At 36.6% G+C, this 23,745-nt stretch carries 25 protein-coding genes; 14 read left to right on the top strand and 11 right to left on the bottom strand.

All coding sequences use genetic code 11. From position 1 onward, the window contains the following. The first annotated feature begins 28 nt into the window (after positions 1 to 28). From LY60_RS09090 to LY60_RS09075, 4 genes are all read left to right on the top strand, one after another. Positions 29 to 1,321, top strand: a complete 1,293-nt coding sequence (locus LY60_RS09090) for a dihydrolipoamide acetyltransferase family protein (protein WP_145082622.1) — start codon at positions 29 to 31, stop codon at positions 1,319 to 1,321. 10 nt (positions 1,322 to 1,331) lie between these two features. Further along, the gene (gene lpdA, locus LY60_RS09085; RefSeq protein ID WP_145082621.1) at positions 1,332 to 2,720 is read left to right on the top strand and encodes a dihydrolipoyl dehydrogenase; all 1,389 of its coding nucleotides are present in this window, start codon (positions 1,332 to 1,334) and stop codon (positions 2,718 to 2,720) included. A gap of 244 nt (positions 2,721 to 2,964) precedes the next feature. Then, complete coding sequence (locus LY60_RS09080) at positions 2,965 to 3,966, top strand: ATP-NAD kinase family protein (protein ID WP_145082619.1); 1,002 nt, start codon at positions 2,965 to 2,967, stop codon at positions 3,964 to 3,966. A gap of 59 nt (positions 3,967 to 4,025) precedes the next feature. Beyond that, the gene (locus LY60_RS09075; protein ID WP_145082617.1) at positions 4,026 to 4,715 is read left to right on the top strand and encodes a DUF2238 domain-containing protein; all 690 of its coding nucleotides are present in this window, start codon (positions 4,026 to 4,028) and stop codon (positions 4,713 to 4,715) included. Between the two features lie 37 nt (positions 4,716 to 4,752). Here LY60_RS09075 and LY60_RS09070 read toward each other — a convergent pair whose 3' ends face one another. Then, the gene (locus LY60_RS09070; RefSeq protein ID WP_145082615.1) at positions 4,753 to 5,445 is read right to left on the bottom strand and encodes a DUF421 domain-containing protein; all 693 of its coding nucleotides are present in this window, start codon (positions 5,443 to 5,445) and stop codon (positions 4,753 to 4,755) included. Positions 5,446 to 5,619: 174 nt separating this feature from the next. Between LY60_RS09070 and LY60_RS09065 the strand changes: the two genes are divergently transcribed. Further along, positions 5,620 to 5,859: a 4Fe-4S binding protein gene (locus tag LY60_RS09065; protein ID WP_145082613.1), complete on the top strand. Its 240-nt coding sequence runs from the start codon at positions 5,620 to 5,622 to the stop codon at positions 5,857 to 5,859. A 39-nt stretch (positions 5,860 to 5,898) separates the two neighbouring features. Here LY60_RS09065 and LY60_RS09060 read toward each other — a convergent pair whose 3' ends face one another. After that, positions 5,899 to 6,330, bottom strand: a complete 432-nt coding sequence (locus LY60_RS09060; RefSeq protein ID WP_145082612.1) for a CBS domain-containing protein — start codon at positions 6,328 to 6,330, stop codon at positions 5,899 to 5,901. A 71-nt stretch (positions 6,331 to 6,401) separates the two neighbouring features. Further along, positions 6,402 to 6,854, bottom strand: a complete 453-nt coding sequence (locus tag LY60_RS09055; RefSeq protein WP_145082610.1) for a hypothetical protein — start codon at positions 6,852 to 6,854, stop codon at positions 6,402 to 6,404. A gap of 202 nt (positions 6,855 to 7,056) precedes the next feature. Here LY60_RS09055 and LY60_RS09050 point away from each other — a divergent pair, with 202 nt between their 5' ends. From LY60_RS09050 to LY60_RS09040, 3 genes are all read left to right on the top strand, one after another. Further along, on the top strand, positions 7,057 to 8,007 hold the full coding sequence (locus LY60_RS09050; RefSeq protein ID WP_145082608.1) for a D-aminoacyl-tRNA deacylase: 951 nt from the start codon (positions 7,057 to 7,059) through the stop codon (positions 8,005 to 8,007). A gap of 181 nt (positions 8,008 to 8,188) precedes the next feature. Then, positions 8,189 to 9,457 (top strand): O-acetylhomoserine aminocarboxypropyltransferase/cysteine synthase family protein, encoded by a 1,269-nt coding sequence (locus LY60_RS09045; protein ID WP_145082606.1) that lies wholly within the window; start codon positions 8,189 to 8,191, stop codon positions 9,455 to 9,457. A 111-nt stretch (positions 9,458 to 9,568) separates the two neighbouring features. Continuing rightward, entirely contained in the window at positions 9,569 to 10,057 is a 489-nt protein-coding gene (locus tag LY60_RS09040) for a ferritin family protein (RefSeq protein WP_145082604.1), read from the top strand. 68 nt (positions 10,058 to 10,125) lie between these two features. Here the strand turns inward: LY60_RS09040 and LY60_RS09035 are convergent, their stop codons facing one another. Next, complete coding sequence (locus tag LY60_RS09035) at positions 10,126 to 10,473, bottom strand: hypothetical protein (RefSeq protein WP_019229388.1); 348 nt, start codon at positions 10,471 to 10,473, stop codon at positions 10,126 to 10,128. Between the two features lie 249 nt (positions 10,474 to 10,722). On the opposite strand from LY60_RS09035, the gene LY60_RS18040 reads away from it, so the two are divergent. Next, positions 10,723 to 10,863, top strand: a complete 141-nt coding sequence (locus tag LY60_RS18040; RefSeq protein ID WP_019229389.1) for a hypothetical protein — start codon at positions 10,723 to 10,725, stop codon at positions 10,861 to 10,863. Positions 10,864 to 10,893: 30 nt separating this feature from the next. Beyond that, positions 10,894 to 12,765 carry a DUF4153 domain-containing protein gene (locus LY60_RS09030; RefSeq protein ID WP_145082602.1) on the top strand — a complete coding sequence of 624 codons (1,872 nt, stop codon included), beginning with the start codon at positions 10,894 to 10,896 and terminating at the stop codon, positions 12,763 to 12,765. A 74-nt stretch (positions 12,766 to 12,839) separates the two neighbouring features. Here LY60_RS09030 and LY60_RS09025 read toward each other — a convergent pair whose 3' ends face one another. Next, positions 12,840 to 13,694 carry a DegV family protein gene (locus LY60_RS09025; RefSeq protein WP_145082600.1) on the bottom strand — a complete coding sequence of 285 codons (855 nt, stop codon included), beginning with the start codon at positions 13,692 to 13,694 and terminating at the stop codon, positions 12,840 to 12,842. A gap of 157 nt (positions 13,695 to 13,851) precedes the next feature. Between LY60_RS09025 and LY60_RS09020 the strand changes: the two genes are divergently transcribed. Next, the gene (locus tag LY60_RS09020; protein ID WP_145082598.1) at positions 13,852 to 14,316 is read left to right on the top strand and encodes a peroxiredoxin; all 465 of its coding nucleotides are present in this window, start codon (positions 13,852 to 13,854) and stop codon (positions 14,314 to 14,316) included. Between the two features lie 27 nt (positions 14,317 to 14,343). Here the strand turns inward: LY60_RS09020 and LY60_RS09015 are convergent, their stop codons facing one another. The 4 genes from LY60_RS09015 to LY60_RS09000 form a co-directional block, all read right to left on the bottom strand. After that, complete coding sequence (locus LY60_RS09015) at positions 14,344 to 15,780, bottom strand: amidohydrolase (protein ID WP_145082596.1); 1,437 nt, start codon at positions 15,778 to 15,780, stop codon at positions 14,344 to 14,346. A gap of 12 nt (positions 15,781 to 15,792) precedes the next feature. Next, positions 15,793 to 16,530 carry an amino acid ABC transporter ATP-binding protein gene (locus LY60_RS09010; RefSeq protein WP_145082594.1) on the bottom strand — a complete coding sequence of 246 codons (738 nt, stop codon included), beginning with the start codon at positions 16,528 to 16,530 and terminating at the stop codon, positions 15,793 to 15,795. Beyond that, on the bottom strand, positions 16,520 to 17,185 hold the full coding sequence (locus LY60_RS09005) for an amino acid ABC transporter permease (RefSeq protein WP_019229395.1): 666 nt from the start codon (positions 17,183 to 17,185) through the stop codon (positions 16,520 to 16,522). Before LY60_RS09005 ends, LY60_RS09010 begins: the two co-directional genes overlap by 11 nt. Before the next feature lie 66 nt (positions 17,186 to 17,251). Then, positions 17,252 to 18,121, bottom strand: a complete 870-nt coding sequence (locus LY60_RS09000; RefSeq protein ID WP_145082592.1) for a substrate-binding periplasmic protein — start codon at positions 18,119 to 18,121, stop codon at positions 17,252 to 17,254. 413 nt (positions 18,122 to 18,534) lie between these two features. Here LY60_RS09000 and LY60_RS08995 point away from each other — a divergent pair, with 413 nt between their 5' ends. Then, complete coding sequence (locus LY60_RS08995; RefSeq protein ID WP_145082591.1) at positions 18,535 to 19,050, top strand: nitroreductase family protein; 516 nt, start codon at positions 18,535 to 18,537, stop codon at positions 19,048 to 19,050. 46 nt (positions 19,051 to 19,096) lie between these two features. Here LY60_RS08995 and LY60_RS08990 read toward each other — a convergent pair whose 3' ends face one another. Beyond that, positions 19,097 to 21,109 (bottom strand): methyl-accepting chemotaxis protein, encoded by a 2,013-nt coding sequence (locus LY60_RS08990; RefSeq protein WP_145082589.1) that lies wholly within the window; start codon positions 21,107 to 21,109, stop codon positions 19,097 to 19,099. A 121-nt stretch (positions 21,110 to 21,230) separates the two neighbouring features. Beyond that, the gene (locus LY60_RS08985; RefSeq protein WP_246145406.1) at positions 21,231 to 21,755 is read right to left on the bottom strand and encodes a flavin reductase; all 525 of its coding nucleotides are present in this window, start codon (positions 21,753 to 21,755) and stop codon (positions 21,231 to 21,233) included. A gap of 154 nt (positions 21,756 to 21,909) precedes the next feature. On the opposite strand from LY60_RS08985, the gene LY60_RS08980 reads away from it, so the two are divergent. Beyond that, positions 21,910 to 22,620, top strand: coding sequence for an RNA polymerase subunit sigma (locus LY60_RS08980; protein WP_145082587.1), 711 nt, complete (start codon positions 21,910 to 21,912; stop codon positions 22,618 to 22,620). Beyond that, entirely contained in the window at positions 22,617 to 23,636 is a 1,020-nt protein-coding gene (locus LY60_RS08975) for an anti-sigma-I factor RsgI family protein (protein WP_145082585.1), read from the top strand. The genes LY60_RS08980 and LY60_RS08975 overlap by 4 nt, the downstream gene beginning before the upstream one ends. The last annotated feature ends 109 nt before the right edge of the window (positions 23,637 to 23,745 follow it).

Genomic DNA, 23,745 nt, shown 5'->3' with positions numbered 1-23,745 from the left:
TTATTCCAAGATAATATTGGGAGGTAAAATGGCTGAATATATAGTAATGCCTAAAATGGGACTGACAATGACCGAAGGATTTTTGACAAACTGGAAAAAATCCGAGGGAGATATAATAAATACAGGTGATGTTCTTTTTGATGTTGAAACAGACAAATTGACAAATTCCTATGAAGCAAAGTCTTCGGGGATACTTAGAAAAATCCTTGTGCAGGAGGGCACTGTAAATGTCCTTGAACCGGTTGCAATTATAGGAAGTTCAGATGAAGACATATCAGATCTTCTGAAGAAGGAAGAAACTGTAGATGCCGTTGCTAATAAAGAAATAAAAGCACCATCCATAGCACAATCCGAAGCTCCGGCAGCTGGAGGAAGAATAAAAATATCTCCAAGAGCAAAAAAAATAGCACAGGATATGGGAGTGGATATTTCAATTGTTGTTGGCACAGGACCGGGTGGTGCCATCACAGAAGATGACATTAAATCATTTGCTGAAAAGCCTTCACAGAAAAAAGTTTCTCCGACAGCTTTAATTGTTGCAGAACAATTAGATGTTGACACAAACAAAATTCAAAAAGAAACACGCATCATGAAGGACGATGTAATTAAATTTAAGCTCAGCGAAGAGCTTATGAAATATGCTTCTCCAGTGGAAACAAGGGCGCCTATGACAACCATGCGCAAAGTCATTGCCAAAAGAATGCTTGAAAGCGTACAGATATCTCCAACGGTAAATTACAATCTGAAGGTGGATACAACTGCCATGAAGCAGCTGAAGGAAGACTTGAAAGAAACAGTCAAAGTTTCATACACTGATATTCTTGTAAAAATAGTTTCCATGGTTCTTCTTGAACATCCTCTTTTGAACAGTTCTATCGAGGGCAATGAAATTATAACCCGCAATTACGTTAATATGGGTGTTGCCGTTGCTTTGCCTGATGGACTTCTTGTTCCTGTTGTAAAATATGCAAATGTTAAGGGGCTAAAAGACATTTCCAAGGAAATAATAAATTTGGGTCAAAAGGCTAAAAACAATGAACTTACAACTGATGAATTAACAGGCGGAACATTCACAATCACAAACATAGGAATGTTTGGAATTGAATCATTTACTCCTATTATCAATCAGCCGGAGGTCGCAATTCTTGGTGTCAATACAATTGAAGAAGAAGCAAGAGTTGTTGACGGTGAAATCAAAATTAAACCCATGATGAATTTAAGCCTTACTGCAGACCACAGAGTTGTAGACGGAGCCGTGGCTGCTTCGTTTATGGCAAAATTGAAACAATATATTGAAAAACCAGGAATGCTTTTGCTTTAAGGAGGATAATATGAAAATAGCAATTTTGGGAGGAGGCCCCGGAGGATATGTTGCAGCCATAAGAGCCGCTCAGCTGGGAGCGGAGGTTACTGTAATTGAAAAAGAACGCCTTGGGGGAACATGTCTGAACAAAGGGTGTATACCCACAAAAGTACTTCTTCACACGGCTGAACAGCTTGAAACCATAAAAAAGGACAGCAGGGAAATTGGCATAGATGTATCTGATGCAACAATCAATTGGAAACAGCTTCAAAAAAGAAAAGAAAAAGTAGTAAGAAAACTTGTTGCTGGAGTTGAAAATCTTTTTAAAAACAACAACGTTACAAAAATCTCAGGAGAAGGAAGTTTCATCAGCAAAAATCAAATACTTGTAAAAGCAGCGGATGGATCAACTGTGACCGTTGATTTTGATTATGCAATTATTGCTACGGGTTCAAAGCCTGTGATAATTCCTTTGCCGGGAGTTGACCTTCCGGGGGTGATTACAAGCGATGAAGCTCTTTCCTTGCAGGAAATTCCAAAAAGCATGGTCATAATAGGAGGAGGAGTAATAGGAGCCGAATTTGCTGAGGTTTATGGAACATTGGGTTGTAAGGTTACAATAGTTGAGATGCTCCCAGACATTGTGGCAAACATGGATGGGGATATAGTAAAACCTCTCAGGGATAAATTTATAAAAAGCGGAATTGAAATATACACAGACACCAGAGTTGTTTCAATTTCCAAATCAGCAGAAAATCTTATTGTGAACACTTCTTCAAAGAACGGTGACAAATCTTTTGAAGCAGAAAAAGTACTTTTGTCCATAGGCAGAAAACCTGTCACTGGCAACATGGGACTGGAAGAACTGGGTATAAATACAGTAAAAGGAGCTGTTTCTGTCAATAAATTCATGCAGACAAATATTGAAAACATATATGCCGTAGGAGACTGCAACGGCGGGGTAATGCTTGCCCATGTTGCTTCAGCAGAAGGTATTGTTGCCGTTGAATCAATTATGAATAAGCATCCTGACATTGATTTTAAAACAATTCCATACTGTGTTTATACACATCCTGAACTGGCAGGGGTGGGGCTTACAGAAGAACAGGCAAGAAACAAGGGCTATGACATAAAAACAGGAGTTTTTCCAATGTATATAAACGGAAAAGCAATGATAGAGGCACAGACAGAAGGAATTGTAAAATATGTTGCTGATGGTACTACAGGCGAGATACTGGGTCTTCACATGTCAGGACTCAGAGCTACGGACCTTATTGTAGAAGGAGCTTTGGCAATAAGGCTAGAAGCCACGGTTGAAGAAATAATTTCAACCATTCATGCACATCCTACAGTTGGAGAATCCCTCCTTGAAGCAGCCCATGCAGTATATGGAAATGCAATTCATATTCCAAAATAAAATTAATATGGCAATTTGTGGGGGCGGATCTTGTGTCCGCCCGAGGTTATTACAGTAGCTCTACGCTACAACTTTGATTTCAAATTCACTGACAGTTACCAATATATTAATTGAAACAACTTTGTCATTAAACTATGCAATCTGTAAACAGGTTGCTTTTATTATGGAATAAATTAAAAAAGTTATGCAAATATTAAGTTTATTGTGATAATATGTAAGAAACTTATACAACATAGGAGGGAATATGACTTCCATCGGCATAATAGCAAATCCTGTTTCAGGAAAAGATATAAGGAGACTGGTTTCTCATGCCACTGTTATAGATAACAGTGAAAAAATTAATATTGTGGAAAGAATAGTGCTTGGAGCTCAATCATTGGGCGTTGACACTGTATACATGATGAATGATTCTCACAAAATGGGACTTAAAGTAAGAGATAAGTTAAGAACCAGCAAGGAATTAAAATGTGAGATTGATTTAACAGATACTATTACTTTCAACAGCATGAAGGATACGGTCAATGCAGCGGAGTTTATGGAATCAAATAATGTGGGATGTATTGTTTCATTGGGAGGAGACGGCACAAACAGGGCCATTGCCAAGGCAATTAAGAAAACTCCCTTAATAGCCATATCAACCGGTACAAACAACGCATATCCCGAAATGCTTGAGGGAACAATTGCAGGAATGGCTGCTGCAGCAGTTGCTCAAAATCGTTTTGAAATAGAAAGCTATGCAATAACTGACAAAAGAATAGAAATATACATGGATTCAAATCTCGTTGACATTGCACTTGTTGATGCAGTAATTTCAAATGATCCTTTTGTGGGCTCCAGAGCTATATGGGATATGGAAAGCATTGAAAAAATATTTGTAACAAGAAGTCATCCGGCTTCAATTGGATTTTCATCTATTGTAGGATGCAAGAAAATAATACATCAGCATGATGACTGTGGAGCATATTTAGATGTGAACACAGATAAGGGCACGGTAACAGCTCCAATTGCAGCAGGAATGCTTGAAGAAGTTTCTGTAAGTGAGCCGGTTATTCTTAATCTTGATGAGGAGTACGAGTATGTGGCAGGTGACAGCGGCACCATTGCTCTTGACGGGGAAAGAGAAATAGAATTTTACAAAGGACAGCGTTTCATATTTAAAATAACAAGAAATGGCCCTATACATGTGAATGTTGTGAAAGCTCTTGAAACAGCACAAAAAAAAGGATTTTTCGAAAACAGAAAATAAACTATCATATTATTAGATGTTGAATATTGTAATATCTAATAATAATATAGAGGTATTATATGAATAATAAAGTGTCAGATAAAGACAAGTGGAAAAAAATAGTCGGCATAATGGTATTTGTGTCCCTATTATTATCAATAGTATATGCAACAGTTAAAATTATTTACGCTCCTGCGGGAACATCATCAGAAATGTACGAAAAAGTAAGAAGTGACTATGTTCTCATGCTGCTTCAGTGTATACTTGGAATTGTAGTCATGGCTATACCTTCAATAGTTGAAAAAAAAGCATCCATAGACATTCCTAACAATATGGAAATAATGTATTTTATATTTTTGTACTGTGCAATTTATCTTGGGGAAGTGCGAAATTTTTATTACTTGATTCCAAACTGGGATACAATTCTTCATGCATTCAGCGGAGCAATGCTTGGTGCCTTGGGATTCAGCCTTGTGAGTTTTCTAAATGACTCCGAACACACGCATATTGACTTAAGTCCTTTCTTTGTGGCTTTATTTGCCTTTTGTTTTGCATTGGCTTCCGGTGCTGTGTGGGAAATATATGAGTTTCTGGCAGATGAAATTTTAGCTACAAATATGCAGAAGTATATGCTGGCTGATGGAACTATTCTCGTAGGGCACGCAGCCCTTATGGATACAATGGAGGATTTCATTGTTGATTCATTAAGTTCACTTGCAGTTACAATTGCAGGTTATTATTCAATAAAAAATAAAAAACCGCAAAATTAAAAAAAGTTATGACAAAATGCCATAACTTTTTTGCTGTCTATGAGTAATCATCCTTGTTAACAGGCATGACAAAAAGTTCTGTGCTGCTGTCAATTTCAGCATAAAATATGTCCTCTAATTTATAACCTTTCTTTTTTATTTCAAATTCCAGCCATTTCATATCCAATCCCATTTCATTAAGTGTATCCTTGTTGATTTTTCCTCCGTTTATGACTTCAGTGGGGAAGCTTTTATTTGGTTTAAATGATTTTCCTGAATCCATTTTTGTAAAATTAAGATATTCAACTTTTTTTAAAACAGTCAGATCACCGTTGTTTTCAAGAATTGCATAGTCAACTTCTTCCATGTTGAATATATTTATTTTTCTCAGCATCATATTAAGTTCATCCATGTTGTACCTGGTTTTTTGAAGTGCTGATTTTACAATTTCGCCGTGTTTAATGAGGACTGTTGGACGACCATCTGTCCAGTACCTTATTTTTACTGATTTTAAAGTGAGATATTCCATCAATACGGTCAATGAAGACCATAAAATTAAACCGTATATTCCATGTTCAAATTGCAGACTGTTGTCTGTTGCCAGGGACGAAGCCATGGAACCAATAGTTATGCCCGTTACATAATTAAAAAACGTAAGCTGGCTCAATTGTTTTTTACCCATGAGTCGAGTCATCACCAGAAGTACCAGGTAGGATGCAAAAATCCTCAATGTTAATTCAAACCACTGCATTTTAATCACTCCGTTCTTATATACTGACAGTATTGTCCCTCTTAAAATGTTTAATATTCATATATTCTAAACTGATAGCTCTTAATACCATAGTATCAAACTTTAAGTGATTAAATCACAGAAAAAGAAATAATGAACAGTTATAATTTAGAAAAATTATTTAAAGGAGTTAGTATGTCATTATTTGATTTTTTCTTAAAAAGTGAAGTGGATCCAAGGGATTTAAAAGATAAAACTCTGAAGGTAAACAAGACAAGGTGTCCGCAAAATCACAGATGTCCTTCCGTTAGAGCGTGTCCGGTGGGAGCGTTGACACAGGACAAGTATGAAGCTCCTAAAATAGATCTTAAGAAGTGCGTTAAGTGCGGCAAGTGTCTGAGAGTCTGTCCTACAGGAGCAATTTCATTCCAATAGCAATAAAAAGAACAGAGAAATAATTCTCTGTTCTTTTTTTTAGATAAAAGAGTTGTCAGCTGGTTTTGATATGTTTTTCAGTGCCTGTTCTGCATTGTCTTGAAGTTCCGGCTCAACTGAAATATCTCCCAGTGAAACCATTCCAACAAGGCTTCTGTTTTCAACAACCGGCAGCCTTCTTATCTGATTTTCGCTCATAATTCGTGCAGCTTCATGTACATCCATATCAGGGCGTCCGGATACAATATTTGTTGACATTACTTCTCCAACAGTCTGGCGGCTGGTATTTTGACCGGATGCCACAGCCCTTAATGTAATATCCCTGTCTGTTACTATACCGATTACACCATTTTGACCGGTTATTGGTATTGAACCGATATTGTATTGCTTCATAAGCTGAGCTGCACTTTCAATGGAATCATTTTGATTTAAACTTACAATGTCAGTTGACATTATTTCTTTCAATTTCAAAAAAATCACCTCCAAATATATAGTTCCCTTTGAAGATGTTTTTATTAATTAAAAATTTATATTAAGCTATATTACAAATCTATTCTGGGAATTCGAATTATTCGCTCTCTGCTGGGAAGAATGCTTTCAGGCGGCATTTTTGTAAGGTTGATGTCAAAATCTGTTGTTATGTCAGGAAAAATTTGTATGCCATAAATAAATACATTATAAAAATTTTCATGAGATACTTTTATATCATATTCTGTAAAATAATATACAGGATCCATTTTGATATCTTCCGAGTCATAGGATACCGGCACCGTGAAAACGGGAACACTTCCGGCTGAATCTGACAAATGAGTGTCCAGAGGAACTGTTTCATCCAGTGTGGAAAATATAGTTACAGAAGCATTTTCTACGGGGACTGTTCCAAGTTCTGTAACAGTCCTTATTCTGACATAACCAGATTTGTTGTTGTTTGTTTTCTTAATCAATATATTATTAGCCTTGTACGGCTTAAGGTTATTTGCTTTTTTGTTGGTCATTTTAACCTCCTTGTAGTAAGCGGTATTATAATTGCACATCTGAATGTATATAATTATATATACCAATAATATATGCAATGCAGAGAAAATTGATTTTACTGAGATTAAGAATGAGATTAAGATTATTATATTTTTATAATGATGATGTTGAAAAAATATTGCAACTGCAGTAATATAAAAAGAAAAGATAGGGAGGAACGCCATGACAAGAGGAAGAAAAGCTGTATATTATATTTGTGACCATAAAGACTGGGGACATGTGAGCTTTCTTGTGTGGGATATTTTACAAGAAGAAGGATATCTTCATCCAGCAGGTTTTACTTTTGCTGGAAAAGAAGTGATGAAGTATGCTGATGAAAAAAACAATGAATATTATTTTGCTCCCAGTGATATTGCTATATGCCGTGATTATCCCAGATTTTTACCTGATATGAACAAATATTTTGGTGACTTTGATATGTCAGGAATGGTAACATGGCATGAAGGAACAAATGCGCCTGAAAGGGTGTTAACAATTCACACAATAGGAGATGTATCATCAGGCTGCTACGGACCAGCTAATCCTTTGTACAATCATAATCTAATGATTTCAATGGAAAAAATACGAAAAGATATAGGACTTGAAGATTTTAAGGTAGTAACTGAAGCTACTCATTGGTCAGGAGTCCATGACGGAACAGGCGACCCGGAATTGATTCTTAAATACAGTGTTCCCATGGTTGACATAGAAGTGGGAAGTGAAGAAGATAGCTGGTGCAACAAGCAGGCATGCAGCATTTTAGCTCGTTCACTGTTGCATGTTTTTGACCATGACATAAAGCTTCATAATTTACTATGTGTTGGCGGCATTCATTTTGATCCGAATTTTGCCGAATCAGTACACACTTCCTGGAACGATGGGAAAGAATATTTCGGTATTTCTCATATTGTGGCAAATCAGTGGCTTGTTTCAGGTGAATACGAAAATGAACAAGGGGAGGAAAAACTCTCCGCATGCATAGAATCAATTATAGGAGGAATTGACGGCATTGTTTTTCACGACAAACTAAAGGGATGTTACAAGGATCTTGTGAGAAAACTTGGCGAAAAATACAATGTTCCAATTATAAAACATCAGGCTCTAAGAATGCCGGAAAATATCAGCTGGAAATAATTGTGTGCGATTCTAGGATGATATATTTCAAATGGGCATCATAAACATACATATAAATACTTTAAAATGTATATTGATGAAAATTGCACATCGTGATATAATGTTCAACAATATATTCCTTCATTGTAATTGCGCTATGTCAATTATCCAATGGGAAAGTAAATTCAACCGGAGGTAATAAATGAAAATTGAAACACAACTGCTTCATGAAGGCTACCAGCCTAAAAATGGAGAACCAAGGGCTCTTCCCATATATCAATCAACCACATACAAGTATGATTCCACTGAACATATAGGAAAGCTGTTTGACCTCAGTGCTGAAGGACACATGTATTCACGTATTTCAAATCCCACAGTTGCTGCAGTTGAAGCTAAGATTGCCGCCCTTGAAGGGGGAGTGGGAGCAATGTGCACCACGTCAGGACAAGCTGCTTCAATGATAAGTCTTTTGAATATTCTTAAAGCCGGTGACCATTTTATCAGCGTATCTACAATATACGGAGGAACAATAAATCTTTTTGCTGTAACTTTAAAAAGATTTGGAATAGAGTGCACTTTTGTAAGCACTGATGCCACAGAAGAAGAAATTCAAAAGGAGTTCAAGGATAACACAAGGGCTGTTTTTGGAGAAACAATAGCTAATCCTGCACTTTCTGTGTTTGATATTGAAAAATTTGCAAATATTGCTCACAAAAATAATGTGCCGCTGATTGTTGACAACACATTTGCAACACCTGTTCTTTGCAGACCTTTTGAATTTGGAGCAGATATTGTAGTCCATTCAACCACGAAGTACATGGATGGCCATGCTGTCCAGCTTGGAGGAGTAATTGTGGACAGCGGAAACTTTGACTGGACAAGCGGAAAGTTCCCTGAATTTACAGAACCTGATGAATCTTATCACGGTGTTGTGTACACTAAAAACTTCGGCAAGGCAGCTTACATAGCAAAAGCAAGAGTGCAGATGATGAGGGATATAGGAGCATATCCTTCTGCCAATGCAGCATTCCTTTTAAACCTTGGACTGGAAACTCTTGCAGTAAGAATGGAAAGACACTGCAGCAATGCATTGACTGTTGCGGATTATTTAAGTAAATCTGAAAAAGTTGAATTTGTAAATTATCCGGGACTTGCAACAGATAAATATCACGAACTTGCAAAAAAATATGTTCCTAAGGGAGCAAGCGGTGTAATTTCATTATCAATAAAAGGAAGCAGAGAAAATGCCGTTAAATTTATCGATTCTTTAAAGCTTGCATCAAATGAGGTCCATGTTGCAGACATACGCACATGTGTACTGCATCCGGCCAGCTCCACTCACAGACAGCTTACTGACAGCCAGCTTGTTGCAGCAGGTATCACACCTGGACTTGTGAGACTTTCTGTGGGCATTGAAAATATTGATGATATACTTGACGATATAAAACAGGCATTGGATAATATAAATTAGTTTTAACTTGCAGAGCTGTTTTTATCGTTTCATAAAGCTTATAATGATGTTTTAATAATATTTTTTCGGGTATAAATTTAAAGTGATAAAATATCTGAAAGGGGAAATATTATGTCTGTTAAATGGAATGGAACAAAATTATTAAAAACAATTGCTGAAAATGAAGCAAGTGCTGCAAAATTATACAGGGCTGTTGCTGCTGAAGTAAGAATTGGAGAGCAGTTTTTCGAAAAGCTGGCTAAAGACGAAGAAAGGCATGAAAAGATCTACAATGCGCTGCTTACAAAATTCGAAAAGAATGCAGAAGTTGATTTAGATGATGAAGATGCACAGTACATGGATTTGCTGGTTGATAACAATGTTCTTTTTGATGAGAAACTTATTGAAGAAGCAAAAAAAATATTTACCAAGAGCCAGATATTCGAACTGGCAGAACAGTCCGAAAGAGATGCTGTAATATTTGTGACCGAACTTCAAAGACTTTATCCTGATCTTGCCAAGGATGAAATGGAAATCATACTTAAGGAAGAAAAATCTCATCTGAAGATGATTCTTCAGAGGAAGACAGAAAGCCAGCCGCTTTTTGGAAGAGGATTATAAGTATAAAAACCTGCCTTATTTGGCAGGTTTTTTGTTAAATCTTTACAAAAAAATAAGCGGTTATCCCGCTATATTAATTCTGCTCTTTCATTGTCGTCCAGGTTAGGAGAAGATTTGTACTTTGCTCTGAGTGCAGAAAATATCCTTTTGCAGCTTACGTCTTCAATTCCGTTTCTTTGAAGATTAATGTCGATTATTTCGCTAATTTTGCTTGTTTTATTCTGTAGAACCACATTTACATTCCATGGTGTTTCTAGAATTATTTTTTTGTCATATTCAAATTTTTCCTTGCTCTTATACTTAGTGTCTTCAAATTCCATCTCTTCAATATCTTTTATAAGAACCGGCACATCTTTTTCATCCAAAACAACATTAACCAGTTTCTTTTGTTTTTCTACTCCGCTAATTTCTTTCATATGTTCTCCTTTACATGTTACCTTGATTGCTTTTATTTTACCACATTATCGGTGAAACTTACAATTAAATTAATTTTCTTCACAAATTTAATGGCAAAAAAGCGGGTATACTTAATTGTTTAGGATAGTGCATTCAGGGTAAATATATTAAAAATACTTTAATAATTAATACAATATTTTATAGTTTCAACATTTATGGTATAATGTAGGAGTAATAATTTAAAATATATAAGAAAGAAGGATATTAATATGGCAAATAAAAATATTAAAAAAGAAGAAAGAAAGAAAAAGAAAAAAACAGATGATGTAACAACATATGTTCCCATAACTTATGAAAGACCAGTTATGACACAGCCGGAGCTTATTAAGAAAAAGAAAAAAGATCAGTAGACAGTATTGCTGGATCGGGAGGTGAAAATTATGAATGTTTTTAAAAGAGCTGTTTCGCAAATTCAAAAGGGTGCAGTAAAATCTTTTCAAACTTTTCCTGCTGCTATTGCAAATGCACTGGCCTTTTCACTGGTTACAATTGTAAGGATTCATCTTGACTGGCCTGAGCAGGAATCCTACAATTTTCTGTTTAACTGCCTGCATTGGGCATTTGCACTTGGAGCAATATTGAGTCTGGCTGCAATAACTGCTGCAAAAAGCCGCATAGGAGATAAAAAGTCTTTCATGACAGCAAATGTTGTTGGTGTTTTAGCTGCAGCTTCAGCTTTTCTGCTTTTATATGCTTTTGGTGGAACTGACCCTGAATTTACCGGAATCCGTTATAAAACTATTTCAATAATTGCAGCATCCCGGGTAGGAGTTTTAATGCTTATAAGTTTCCTGACATTTATTGTAATGGCAGGATACCCAAAAGACCAATCAGATTTCGCTCATTCGTATTTCATGACGCACAAGGCATTTTTTATTGCCATTCTTTACGGCATAGTTATTATGAGCGGAACATCTGCTGTTGCAGGGGCCATAAGAGCACTGCTTTACAGAGAAATGAGCAGCAAAGTCTACATGTATATCGGAACTATAAGCGGTTTTTTAGCTTTCACAATTTTTCTTGGGTATTTTCCGGATTTCAGCAAGGGTAATGTTGATGAACACCGTGCTGTAGCCCAGAAACAGCCAAAGTTCGTTGAAGTGTTGTTTCAATACATCATGGTGCCCATAGTCCTTGCCATGACAGTTGTGCTATTGCTTTGGGCAGGGAAGACAATCGTAGGAGGAATGAGAGCAGATTTCATTCGACTTTCTTCAATAGCAACGTCGTTTGCAGTAAGCGGAATATGGCTTCACATAATGGTCACTCACAACGAAACGGCTATAGCTAAATTTTACAAAAAAGTTTATCCTGTGGCTGTGCTTTTTATTCTGGCCTTTGAAGCCTGGGCTTTTGTATTGCAGCTTCAAAAATACGGACTTAAAACAACTGAATATTTCTTTATTGTGGTTTGGGTAGCAGCTCTCTTTGCAGCAATACTTTTAATTATTAAAAAGTCAAAAGCTCATATAGGAATTGTTGCAGTTGTTTGTTCTCTGGCTGCAATAACGGTCCTGCCTTTTGTGGGATACAACGCACTTCCTGTAACTGCCCAAATAAACAGACTTGAAAATCTTCTTAATAATGAAGGCATGCTTGAAGACGACAAATTGATTCCGGCAGCAGCTGAACCCGATAAGAATGTCAGGGAATCAATCACTGATGCTGTAAGTTTCCTTGCAGGTACCAATGAAGCAAAGCTGCCATCATGGTTTGACAGAGATCTTCAGAACAGCAATACATTTAAATCAAAAATGGGATTTGAACAAATCTGGCCTCAGCCTGATGATTTTTATGAAGGATCTCCAGGTTTTTATATGAGCACCTCACTGTATCGCGAGCAGGTGGCGGTTGATGTGAGCAACTATAACTGGGCTGTAAGCTTTCAGGATTATTACGAAAAAAACCAGGATGGTGGAATAACAGTAAAAGGAAAAAGGGGAACGTATGATGTTTATTGGACCTATACTCCTCCTGACAATTTACCGGATTTAAAAATTATGCTAAACAGCAGAACGATTATAGAAGATGACTTGAACACATATATTGACAAGATTATCGAAAAATATCCTCCTGGGAACATGGAATCTTCGCAAAAAGTGCCCCTTGATGACATGAGTATTAAATTTGAAACTCCTGAAGTTGAAGTAATGCTTGTTTTAAGGGATCTCAGCATTTCTTTGGATACCCGTGAAGATAGAATAAATTACTGGATTAATCCGGATGCACTGTATATAAGAGAAAAACAATAAAAAAGAATGCATTAATGTTTGACATTAATGCATTCTTTTATGTATTAAATGATACTCATGTTGACAATTATGTGTTACTGTATTTCAAAACCTGCTATTCCAATTGCTCCTGGTCCGCTGTGTGTGGAAATTACACACCCGGTCTGTATCCATTGAACTTTATTGAAATTATTTTCTTTCACAATCTGTTCCATTTGCACTTTTATTTCTTCATCAAGGCCAAGAGAATACAAAAGAAAGATTCTGTCTTTTTCTAAATTGTAATGGTTTATAAATTCGTTTATGTAATTTTCTGCTATACGTCTCATTTTACCGCGGAATTTTTTTGTAGATACTAATTTTCCTTCTATAATTTCAATGAGGGGCTTAAGCTGTAGCAGAGATGCTCCCAGATATGCAGCGTTTGATACACGTCCACCTGCCTTTAAGTACTCCAGATTTCCCGGAATAAAGGAGGCACGTGCTCGTGAGACAAATGTTCGTATTTCTTCAACTAGTTTTTCTGGTTCCGTGCAGTTGCTTTTTTCTGCCAGCTCAGCTGATTTTACAATAATTGCAGCTTCACCGCCCGACACATTCATGGAGTCTACCAAGTAAATGTTGTCAAATTCCTTGATTGCTATGGAAGCATTTTGATATGTGCTTGAAGCTTTTGAGGAATATGCAATGTGAATTATTGCACAGCCCGGGTTATCTTCATTAATTTTGCGGAAGAAACTTTCATATTCATTTGGGTTTGTTGACGATGTGGAGGGTATTTTTTTTGTCTGTTGGTAATAATCGTAAACCATTGTAACAGGTATTGAACCATCTGGATAATTTTGCTCGTCCATTATAACATGCATTGGAACAACCTGAATATTGTGACGCTTAATTAGATCCAATGGTAGATCGGACCCGCTTTCTGTTGATATAATAATTTTTCTCAATGATATTCTCCGTTCATCAAAATTGTTTTCATAGTTCATTAACTATAACATATAATAGCAGTTATTCCAAATATTATTTGTTTGTTTTAAAGTATGTAATTATTTTTCTCAAAATATTCACGAATATGTTATAATATCATAAAAAAAGGAGGCTATTATGATAAATATAGGAGATGCTGCTCCTGATGTTTTTTTGGAGTTAAACGGAAGAACAATTAAATTATCTGATCTTAGAGGTAAAAATGTAGTTTTTTATTTTTACTCCAAGGACATGACATCGGGCTGAACAAATGAAGCCGTTGATTTCAACGAACACCTGAATGACTTTGAAAAACTTGAAGCAGTTGTTGTGGGGGTAAGCAAGGACAGTCTTGACAGTCATAAGAAGTTTACAGAAAAATACAATTTGAAATTTGATCTTGCCAGTGATGTTGATTTAGAAGTCATTAAGGCCTTTGATGTGTGGAAGGAAAAAAACATGTATGGTAAAAAGACCATGGGTGTTGAGAGAACAACTTTCATAATTGATAAACAAGGAATAGTAAGAAAAATTTATTCCAAAGTAAAAGTAAATAATCATGTGGAGAAAGTACTTGAAGATCTTAAGGAGTTGTCTGATTAAATAAATGCCGCATTTGCGGCATTTATTTTAGTATCTTCCAATAGGTGGTTTAACGTAGTCAGGAAGAGGACAGATGTAAGCGCCTCCATTTTGCTTCAGCACTATATTTTTTGCTTCTTCTATAACATCAGGCATGTTCATGGTTCTTATGGCTGCTAATGCCATTGCCTTGGCAGCAGTTATGAGACCTTTGTCTGATATGCTGCTGTTTGACTGACCTGTCATTTGCCATGTGTGCCCAACATTTCCAACGCATGCAGTTGCAATGAGAAAGTTAAGAGTTGGTACAGCATAGCACACATCTCCCACATCTGTGGAGCCGGTGCTGTATTTTTTGTTTTTCTCATCATATGGATGAATGATGCTGTCAAGTGGCTTTGCCAGAATTTCTTCAACTTTGTCGTCACCATATATTTCAGCTATTTCTTCCTTGATATTATTAAGTGTGTTCTGGCTGTATGATGAAAGGTATAGTTTTGCAAGAGCATAATCTTCATCATCCCACATTGGAGCACCAATTTCCTGAAGACATTCATCTGCAACTTTTGCAAGAGCACTGTTTGTTATGTAATCAGAAAATGCCATTGTTACCTCATAGTTCATTGTTGTTCCTGTCATCATAGCTGCACCTTTAGCAACATCCACAACGCGTTCAAACAATTCTTTAACCTGCTTTACCTTAGGTGAACGAACTTCATATTTCACAAGAGCGTGGTCCTGAACAACATTTGGGGCTGTTCCACCAGCATCTGCATAAGCATAATGAACTCGTGCCTGGTCTATGATGTGCTCTCTTAAGTAGTTGACACCAACGCTCATGAGTTCTGCAGCATCAAGGGCGCTTCTTCCTAAATGGGGCGAGCCGCCTGCATGAGAAGTGAGCCCTTTGAATTCAAAATTAGCTCCCATTATTGCAACAGAACGGTCGGACTGAACTTCGTTTGTTGTTGCCGGATGCCATGTGTAAATAAAATCAACGCCGTTAAAAAGTCCTGCCCTGGCCATGAACTGTTTTGCCCCTGCCCCTTCCTCTGCAGCACAGCCATAATAAATAACTGTTCCATTAAGATTATTTTCCTTTAAGTATTCCTTTGCTGCAAGAGCAGCACCAAGGGAACCTGCTCCAAGGAGATTGTGTCCGCAGCCGTGTCCCGGAGCACCTTCATTTATTGGACATTTATGAGGATTTCCTGCCTCCTGGCTTAAAATGTCAAGAGCGTCATATTCTCCGAGAAATCCGAAAACAGGTGTGCCTGTTCCAAATACAGCAGTAAAGGCAGTTGGAATTTCAGCAACTTCCAAAGTTATCTTAAAACCTTCCTGCTTGAGCACATCACATAAAAGTGAAGCTGATTTTGTTTCAGCATAGGGAAGCTCTGCATAATTCCATATTTTATGGCTTACATCAATAATCAGTTGCTTTTTTTCATCAATTATTTTTTCAATAAATTCTAAATCAGTCACTTCATCCTCCTCTTAAAGAACCTTGCTTAAAAACTCAATTGTTCTTGGATTTTTTGCATGGTCGAATATAAAATCCGGTGTTCCTTGTTCCTGTATGATACCATCTGCCATGAACAAGACACGGTCGCTCACTTCTCTGGCAAAAGCCATTTCATGAGTAACAATCACAATTGTCATTCCTGATACCGCCAGATCCTTAATTACATCAAGAACTTCCTTAACCATTTCGGGGTCCAGGGCGCTTGTGGGTTCGTCAAACAGTACAACGTCAGGCTCCATGGCAAGAGCCCTGACTATGGCAAGCCTTTGTTTTTGTCCGCCAGACAGCTTTGTAGGGTATTCATTCTTTTTATCAAGAAGATCTACACGGTCCAAAAGCTCGCAGGCTTGTTTTTCTGCCTCAGCAGCAGGAACTTTTTTTTCAAGTATGGGAGTCAGAGTTATGTTTTCAAGCACCGTAAGGTGTGGAAAAACATTGAACAGCTGAAAAACCATTCCTATTTTTTGTCTGTGCTTGTCTACGTTGACTTTTTTGCCGGCAAGGTCTACGCCTTCAAAAAAAACTTTACCTCCTGTTGGTTTTTCAAGGAGGTTCAGACAGCGCAAAAATGTGCTTTTGCCGCTTCCTGAAGGGCCTATTATGGACACAACCTCTCCTTCATGAATGCTTTCTGTGATGTTTTTAAGAACCTGAAGTTTTCCAAATGATTTGCACAAATCTTCAACGCGTATAAGTTCCCTATTGCTCATTTACTTTGAGCCTCCTTTCAAACATGGTGAGAGCTTTTGTCAATACAGTTGTCACAACAAGGTATATGGCTCCTACAATAATCAGTGAAGGTATTGCAAGGAATGTGGCAGATTGTACAGTCTTGTATGCTGTCATAAGTTCCTGCACAAAAAACACCGATGCCAGTGAAGTTTGCTTAACCATTGTAATATATTCGTTGCCCAGGGCAGGAAGAATGTTTTTTATTGCCTGAGGAAGAATTATTTTTCTCATTGTGTTGTAGTTGGAAAGACCCAGGCTCTTAGCTGCTTCTGTCTGGCCTTTGTCCACTGCCTGAATTCCTGCACGTATTACTTCTGCAACATATGAGCTTGCATTTACTATGAGTGCTATTATGATGCATGCTGTATCCGAAAGTTCAAAAGGGACTATTTTAGGCAGAAGCAGCCAGAAAAAATAAAGCTGAAGCAGGATTGGAGTACCGCGAAGTATTCCAATGTACAAAGAGGTAATCCAATCCAAAATTTTTATTTTCGACAGCTTCATAATTGCAACCACTGTTCCGATTATTGTGGCAACCAGGACGGTGATTGCCGCTAAAATCAAAGTTCCCAACAAACCGTTCATATACACGTAGTCATATTTAATCCATAAATCTATGATAGTTTGAAACATTTTTATCTCCTTATTGTCATTGCGCTGGATCTTAGAGAAGCTGAAAAAATCAAAAGCTCCAAATGATTACAGACCAAGTTCCTTTGAATACTTAGTGTATTCTGTGTGCCATTGTTCAAATGTGCCGTCATTTACCACTTCATCTATTATTTCGTTGATTTTATCAGTAAGTTCCTCTTCGCCTAAAGGAATACCGATTCTTGTTCCTGATGTTTTTTCATCAACATAAAATTCAAAACTGTCAACAACCATGAGTCCGCTGTCCTTATTTGCTTCTATATATAGCTGAGCAGTTGGTATGCTTGTGGCGCATACATCTGCCTTTTTTTCCTGTACCATTAAAAAACCGTCAGTTGTGGATGAAACACGTTTGAATTCCTTGTATTTCGGTATTTGTTCATTTACATAAAGCTCCTGCAGGGAACCGCTTTGTGCAACGATAACTTTGTCTGCTACGTCTTCAGCACTTTTAATGTTCTGGGCATCTTCAGCCCTTATGAGAAGGCCATGTCCGTCACCGCCTTCAGCAAAATAATATCCCTTTGACATGTTCATAGCCTGTGCTCTTGCGGGAGTGTATGACAAAGCTGAAATTGCAAGGTCGTATTTTTTTTCTGTTATACTGCTTAAAACTGCAGAAAATTCAAGTGGAACGATGTGAAGTTCAACTCCAAGTTCGTCTGCAATGTACTGGGCAAGTTTAATGTCACTTCCAACATATTGCTCGTTGCCTTTCTTGCTTGGATCGATAAACTCATAAGGAGCAAAATATGGCTCGGTTGCAACTTCAATGTAACCGCGTTCGATTATTGCTTCAAGGCGGTTCTTAGGTTCTGCCGCTGCTTCCTTAGTTGTTTTGTCTGCAGTACATCCGACTGCGACTGTGACAATTGTGGTCATAGTCAATAAAAATGCTAGTAGTTTTGTTGTTTTCATATGATTGTCCTTTCAGTTATGACGTTAAAATAAAAAAGTATATTTAATCATATTGTGTACCGATATTGTAGCAATTTAATGCAACTGTGTACGCATTATGAATACATATTAAATTTATTTTTTTAACGCATTAAAGTTTAATGTATTATTTATACCACACTTCAAATGTGTTAGCAAGAAAATTTGTAGGACAAGACGTATTTAATCTAAAAATATTGATTGGATTTAAAGATATTAATTATGCAGATATTTTTATAGACATAAAAAACTTATACCTGTAAATTCAGTGCTAGGTACATTCTCTGCAGAAATAAAAATCATGTGAGTTGTTCTAAGTTTAATAATTTGATATAATATTTATGTTCAAATGATTAATTGGCGTTATTATAGATGAAATTTACGAGGAGAAAATTATGCTTGATTTGCTGAAAAGAAGAAGGACTGTAAGAAAGTTCAAGGAAGAAAAAATTCCCAGGGATACAATAGAGAAAATAATAAAGGCAGGACTTTTGGCTCCTTCATCAAAGGATAAGAAGCCTGTTGAATTTGTAGTAGTTGAAGACAGGGATACTATGATGAGGCTCAGAAAATGCAAGGCAAAAGGTGCAAATGGACTTGATACTGCAGTATGTGCCATAGCTGTAATTGCAGACAGCAATTTAAGCGACGTCTGGGTGGAAGATGCGTCCATAGCCTCTATATTGATTCAGCTTGAAGCTGAGGCACAGGGACTTGGCTCAGTGTGGATTCAAATGAGAAAGAGACAAAGTGATTTTGGTGAATCTGAGGCTGAAGTGAGAAATGTTTTGAACATACCGGAAAAATACGGAGTGCTGAGTATAGTGGCACTGGGATATAAAGATGAAGAAAAAACACATTATAATGAAAATAATCTTAACATGTCAAAGGTCCACTTTGAAAAGTTTTAAATGACAATAAAAAAGCTGCTGCAGTATTTCTGCAGCAGCTTTTTTGCTACATTTTGTACTGGTTCACCATTTCATGAAGGGACTGTGCCTGTGCTGAAAGTTCTTCAGAAGCAGCTGCTGTTTCTTCCGATGAAGCAGAGTTTGCATTAACAACACTTGATATTTGATCTATTCCTATATTAATCTGATAAATTGCCTCTCTTTGTTTCTGTGCTGCTTCAGCTATTTCGTTAATTATGCTGCTCATTTCATTTGTCTTTGTTACAACATTATGGAGAGCATTTTCTGTTTCAGCGGCTATTTTACTGCCATTGTCCACAGCTGTCATGGAGTTTTCTATCAATATAGCTGTACTTTTTGCTGCCTCTGCGCTTTTGTTTGCTAAGTTCCTGACCTCATCTGCAACTACTGCAAAGCCCTTTCCGTGTACTCCAGCCCTTGCTGCCTCAACAGCAGCATTCAGAGCCAGGATGTTTGTCTGGAATGCTATGTCGTCAATTGTTTTAATGATTTTTCCAATTTCCTTTGAAATTAAATTTATGTTATCCATTGCTTTGACCATTTCATTCATATGATCGCTGCTTGAGTTAACTTCACGTCCGGCTTCTATAGAAAGAGAATTTGCAGCTTCAGCGCTTGCTGCGTTTTCGTTGATTTGAACTGCTATGTTTTCAATTGTTGAAGATAATTCCTCAGTTGCACTTGCTTGTTCTGTGGAACCCTGTGCAAGGGACTGAGAGGCAGATGATACATGTGATGAGCCGCTTTCTATGCTGTCAGCCATAACTTTTATTTCTTTTAAGATGTTGCCAAGTTCTGAAAACAGATTCTCGACAATATTCATGATTTCTCTGTAAATTCCACTGTGTTTTGTTTTATCAACAGACATAGTAAGGTCTCGGCTTATGAGCGCATTGTGGAACATGCTTATATCGCTAGACATCAATTGAACAGAATTGACTGCACCTTCCATGGAGCGGGCAAGCATACCTATTTCATCGTTGCTGGTGATTTCGTTTATCATGGATAAAACTTCATTGTCTACTTGTCCGGTTTCAATTGCACTAGCTGCCTTAACAACCTTTTCTATTGGAGTTTTCAGTCCTCTTTTAAGAACTGCCGCTATTATGGATATGTCAAGTATTATTGAAATTATGGCTATTATGAAAATTATAATTATGTTATTGTAGAATGTCTTTTCAATTTCTGTATGATCCATTCCTGAATACAACACTCCTGTAACAGTCTTTCCGTCACCGGACATTATTGGGTAGTATGCAGTGATGAAATTTTTGCCGAAGAGTTTTGCCCTTCCTGTATATTCCTGCTTTTCGTTGATGACTATATTTGCTATTTTGGGGTCTAGAGTTGTTCCCACAGCTCTTTTACCGTCTACAACAATTGTAGTATTGATTCTTGTGTCTCCGGAAAAGATGGTGAATTCATCACCGGTCATTTCTTTTAAGTGATCTACAAATTCAGTGTTGTCAAGGTTGTATGATGTATAGACGGCACCTATGATTGCGCCGTTGTTGAATATGGGGCTTGAAGCATTTACAGCATACACGGAATTTTCATCTTTTCCTATGTTGCTTGATATATCACCTGATAATGCCATCTTTATTGTATTTCTGCCTGAAATGTTGCTGCCGATCTTATCGTCTTCACTTGTGCTTGACAAAATTGTGCCTGTTGCGTCAGTCACTACAATGTTATCAATATCAAGTGCTTCTCCCAGATATTTGATTTCATTGAGAATGTCTTCTTGGCTGCTTGAATTCAATGATTCAATGATCGTCTGATCCATTGAAACTGTCTTTGCTGAAATTTTTAGTGTATTGCCCAGATTTTCCAGCTCTTCCTTCATAAAATCCGCAGAAGTGACAGCCTGTTGTGTAGAAAGTCTTGTTATGAGCGAATTCATCGGAAGTAAGGAAGCAGTAGCCGTTACAATAACTGCTGTGGCAACGCAGATTCCGAGTATTCTAAGAATTCTAGCGCTTAGGTTTTTTGACCTGCTTGATCTGTTTGATCTTTTGACTAATAGTTTTCTTTTCATTTTTGCTCCCCTTGATGTGATATTTATTACTTTTATTATCGAACTATTTTTTAGAAAGTTTAGAGCAGAAATTCATTATTTTGACAAATTTCGACATTTGCATAAAACAAAATCCCACAAATTATTGTGGGATTTTGTCGTGTTTTTTTAATATTTTTACCACTTCTGAAATGTAGAGCTTGTGATAGTCTTTGTTTGGATACCACTTTTCATCATTGGCTTTTTCAATAAAGAATTCAGGCTTAAAATCCTGAGCATAAAGCTTCCTGCAGACAATGACAATACTTGCTTCTTCAAATGTAGGAGTGTTGTCTATATGCATTAATGTGAGCCCTGATTTCTGTATTTTATCTTCTGATTTACCTGATACGGCTCCCAGATATGACAGCTGTTTTTTATATGCTGCTTCAAAAAAGGAAATGGAAAAAGTATCAGAGTTTTCAATGAATTCCTTTGTGTAACGCTGAGGTCTAATAACAGTGTAAGAAACATTTTTACCCCACATTACTCCAAGTCCTCCCCAGGATGCTGTCATTGTGTTTGCTTTGCCTTCTTTTTCGGCAGTCAAGAGCATCCAGTCATGTCCTATGAGTTTAAAAGGACTTATGTTCAATTCTTCTGCATTGATTTCAATAAAATTACTCAAGTTCTCAATCCTTTCTATATGTAATGCAATAAGTATATCAAAGATATAAAATAATTCAACATGTTTAAGGAATATACATATCTTTCCAAAATTTAAATCATGGTTTGCCTTAGTTTTATGATTGTATTTGTCGAATAGTATCTAGAGGTATATTATGAGAGAAATCGACAAGAAAGCAATGGAAGTTAAAGAAAATAAAAAACACTTAGAAGAATTTCTTAAGGAATATGAATTCTTTATTTTAAAGACAGCATACAAGGCAACCGGCAAGTACATAACAAAAAGCGATGATCAGTGGTCTGTTTCTCTTTCGGCTTTTAATGAAGCAGTCAATGCTTACTCATATGAAAAAGGATCTTTTTTATCGTTTTCAGAAATTGTAATCAAAAGGAGATTATATGACTATATAAAGAAGCAGTCCAGGCATTTCTGCGAAGTTTCTGTAAACCCCTATGTTTTTGAAAGTGATGGGGAAGAGGAAGAAATTATGCTGATGCAGGAAGTAATGGAAAAGGTTGCAGTTAAAGAAGAAAATGAAGCAAAACTTGAAATTGAAGCTGTGTCCGGAATACTCAAAGAATACGGATTTTCTTTTTTTGATTTGGCTGATGTTTCTCCTAAGGCAAAAAAAACAAAATTGGTTTGTGCAAAAGCAATTGTTTATATAATGCAGAACTCAATTTTGCTGAACGAAATGAGAAGGTTGAAGCTTCTTCCATTAAAAACCATAGAAAATAATTTAAAGCTACCCAGAAAATTATTGGAGAGGCACAGAAAATACATAATAGCAGGGGCGGAGATAATGTCCGGAGATTATCCCGTACTTCAGGAATATTTGAAATTTGTCAGGGAGGAAATGAAGTGAAAGGTATTGTAATAGAAATCAATAATAATCAAGCGGCTGTCCTGTCTGACAATGGTGCAGTTGTGAGAATAAAAAATAAAAATTATGAGACAGGACAGGTGGTCAGAATGAAAGAAAACAAAATGAATTTTATTAAAAAAGCAGGAAGTATAGCAGCTGTGTTAGCTGTAACTGCAGCAGGGAGCTTTGCATATGCTTTACCGGCAACTTATGTGAGTCTTGATGTTAATCCTTCAATTGAATACACTGTGAATACTTTTGGAAGAGTTCTATCAGTTAAAGCAGTAAATGATGACGGAGAAGTGATAACTACTGAACTGGATGTTAAAAATGTTAACATATCAAAAGCTGTAAAAGTCACTATAGATAAATTGAGAGAAGGCGGATACATCACTGACGATGAAGATGCAGGTATAGTAATAACAATTTCAGGTAAAAATGATGAAAAGGCTGAAGAATTAGTTGAAAAGCTTGAAGAAGAAACAAAGGAATATGTTGAAGAAATAGGTGAAACTGCAGAAGTTGAAGTTGAAGCAGTGGGAAAGGAAAGAGTTGAAGAAGCGAGATCTCTTGGGGTAACTCCAGGAAAACTGAACCTTGTGCAAAAATTGGTTAAAAGTACTGAAGGTGTAGAAGGCGCAGAAGAAATAGACATGGAAGAATGGCTTGACAAGTCAGTTAAGGAAATCAACAAGGCAATAAAAGAAAACAGAAAACAATTAAAAGAAACTTCAAAAGCAGTTGAAAAAGCAGATGAAGAAGATGCAGAAGAAGCAAATACTGCTGATGAAGATAAAATAGAAGACGAAACTGAAGAAACAAAAGTAAAAAACAACAAAGGCAATGAAAAAAATAAAGTGAACAATATTAAAAATAATAAAAATGATGATATAGAAGATGTTGAAGATGAAGAAACAGAAGAAGCTGAAGCGGAAGAAAATGAAGACGAATCTAAAGCAGCTCCATCAAATAAAACAAACAATTCATCAAACAATAAAAAAGAAAAAAACAATTAATAATATGCACTATCCAAAGACAACTGACCTTTTAAAGGTCAGTTTGTTTTTTAAATATATTAGTAAAAAACCATGTGACGTGGTATAATATTACAAATAATATATTGAA

The sequence above is a fragment of the Sedimentibacter saalensis genome (genome assembly GCF_007830175.1).
GTDB classification, from domain to species: domain Bacteria; phylum Bacillota; class Clostridia; order Tissierellales; family Sedimentibacteraceae; genus Sedimentibacter; species Sedimentibacter saalensis.
Note: the sequence above shows the minus strand (reverse complement) of the source record. Positions and strands in the feature narration are given on the sequence as shown.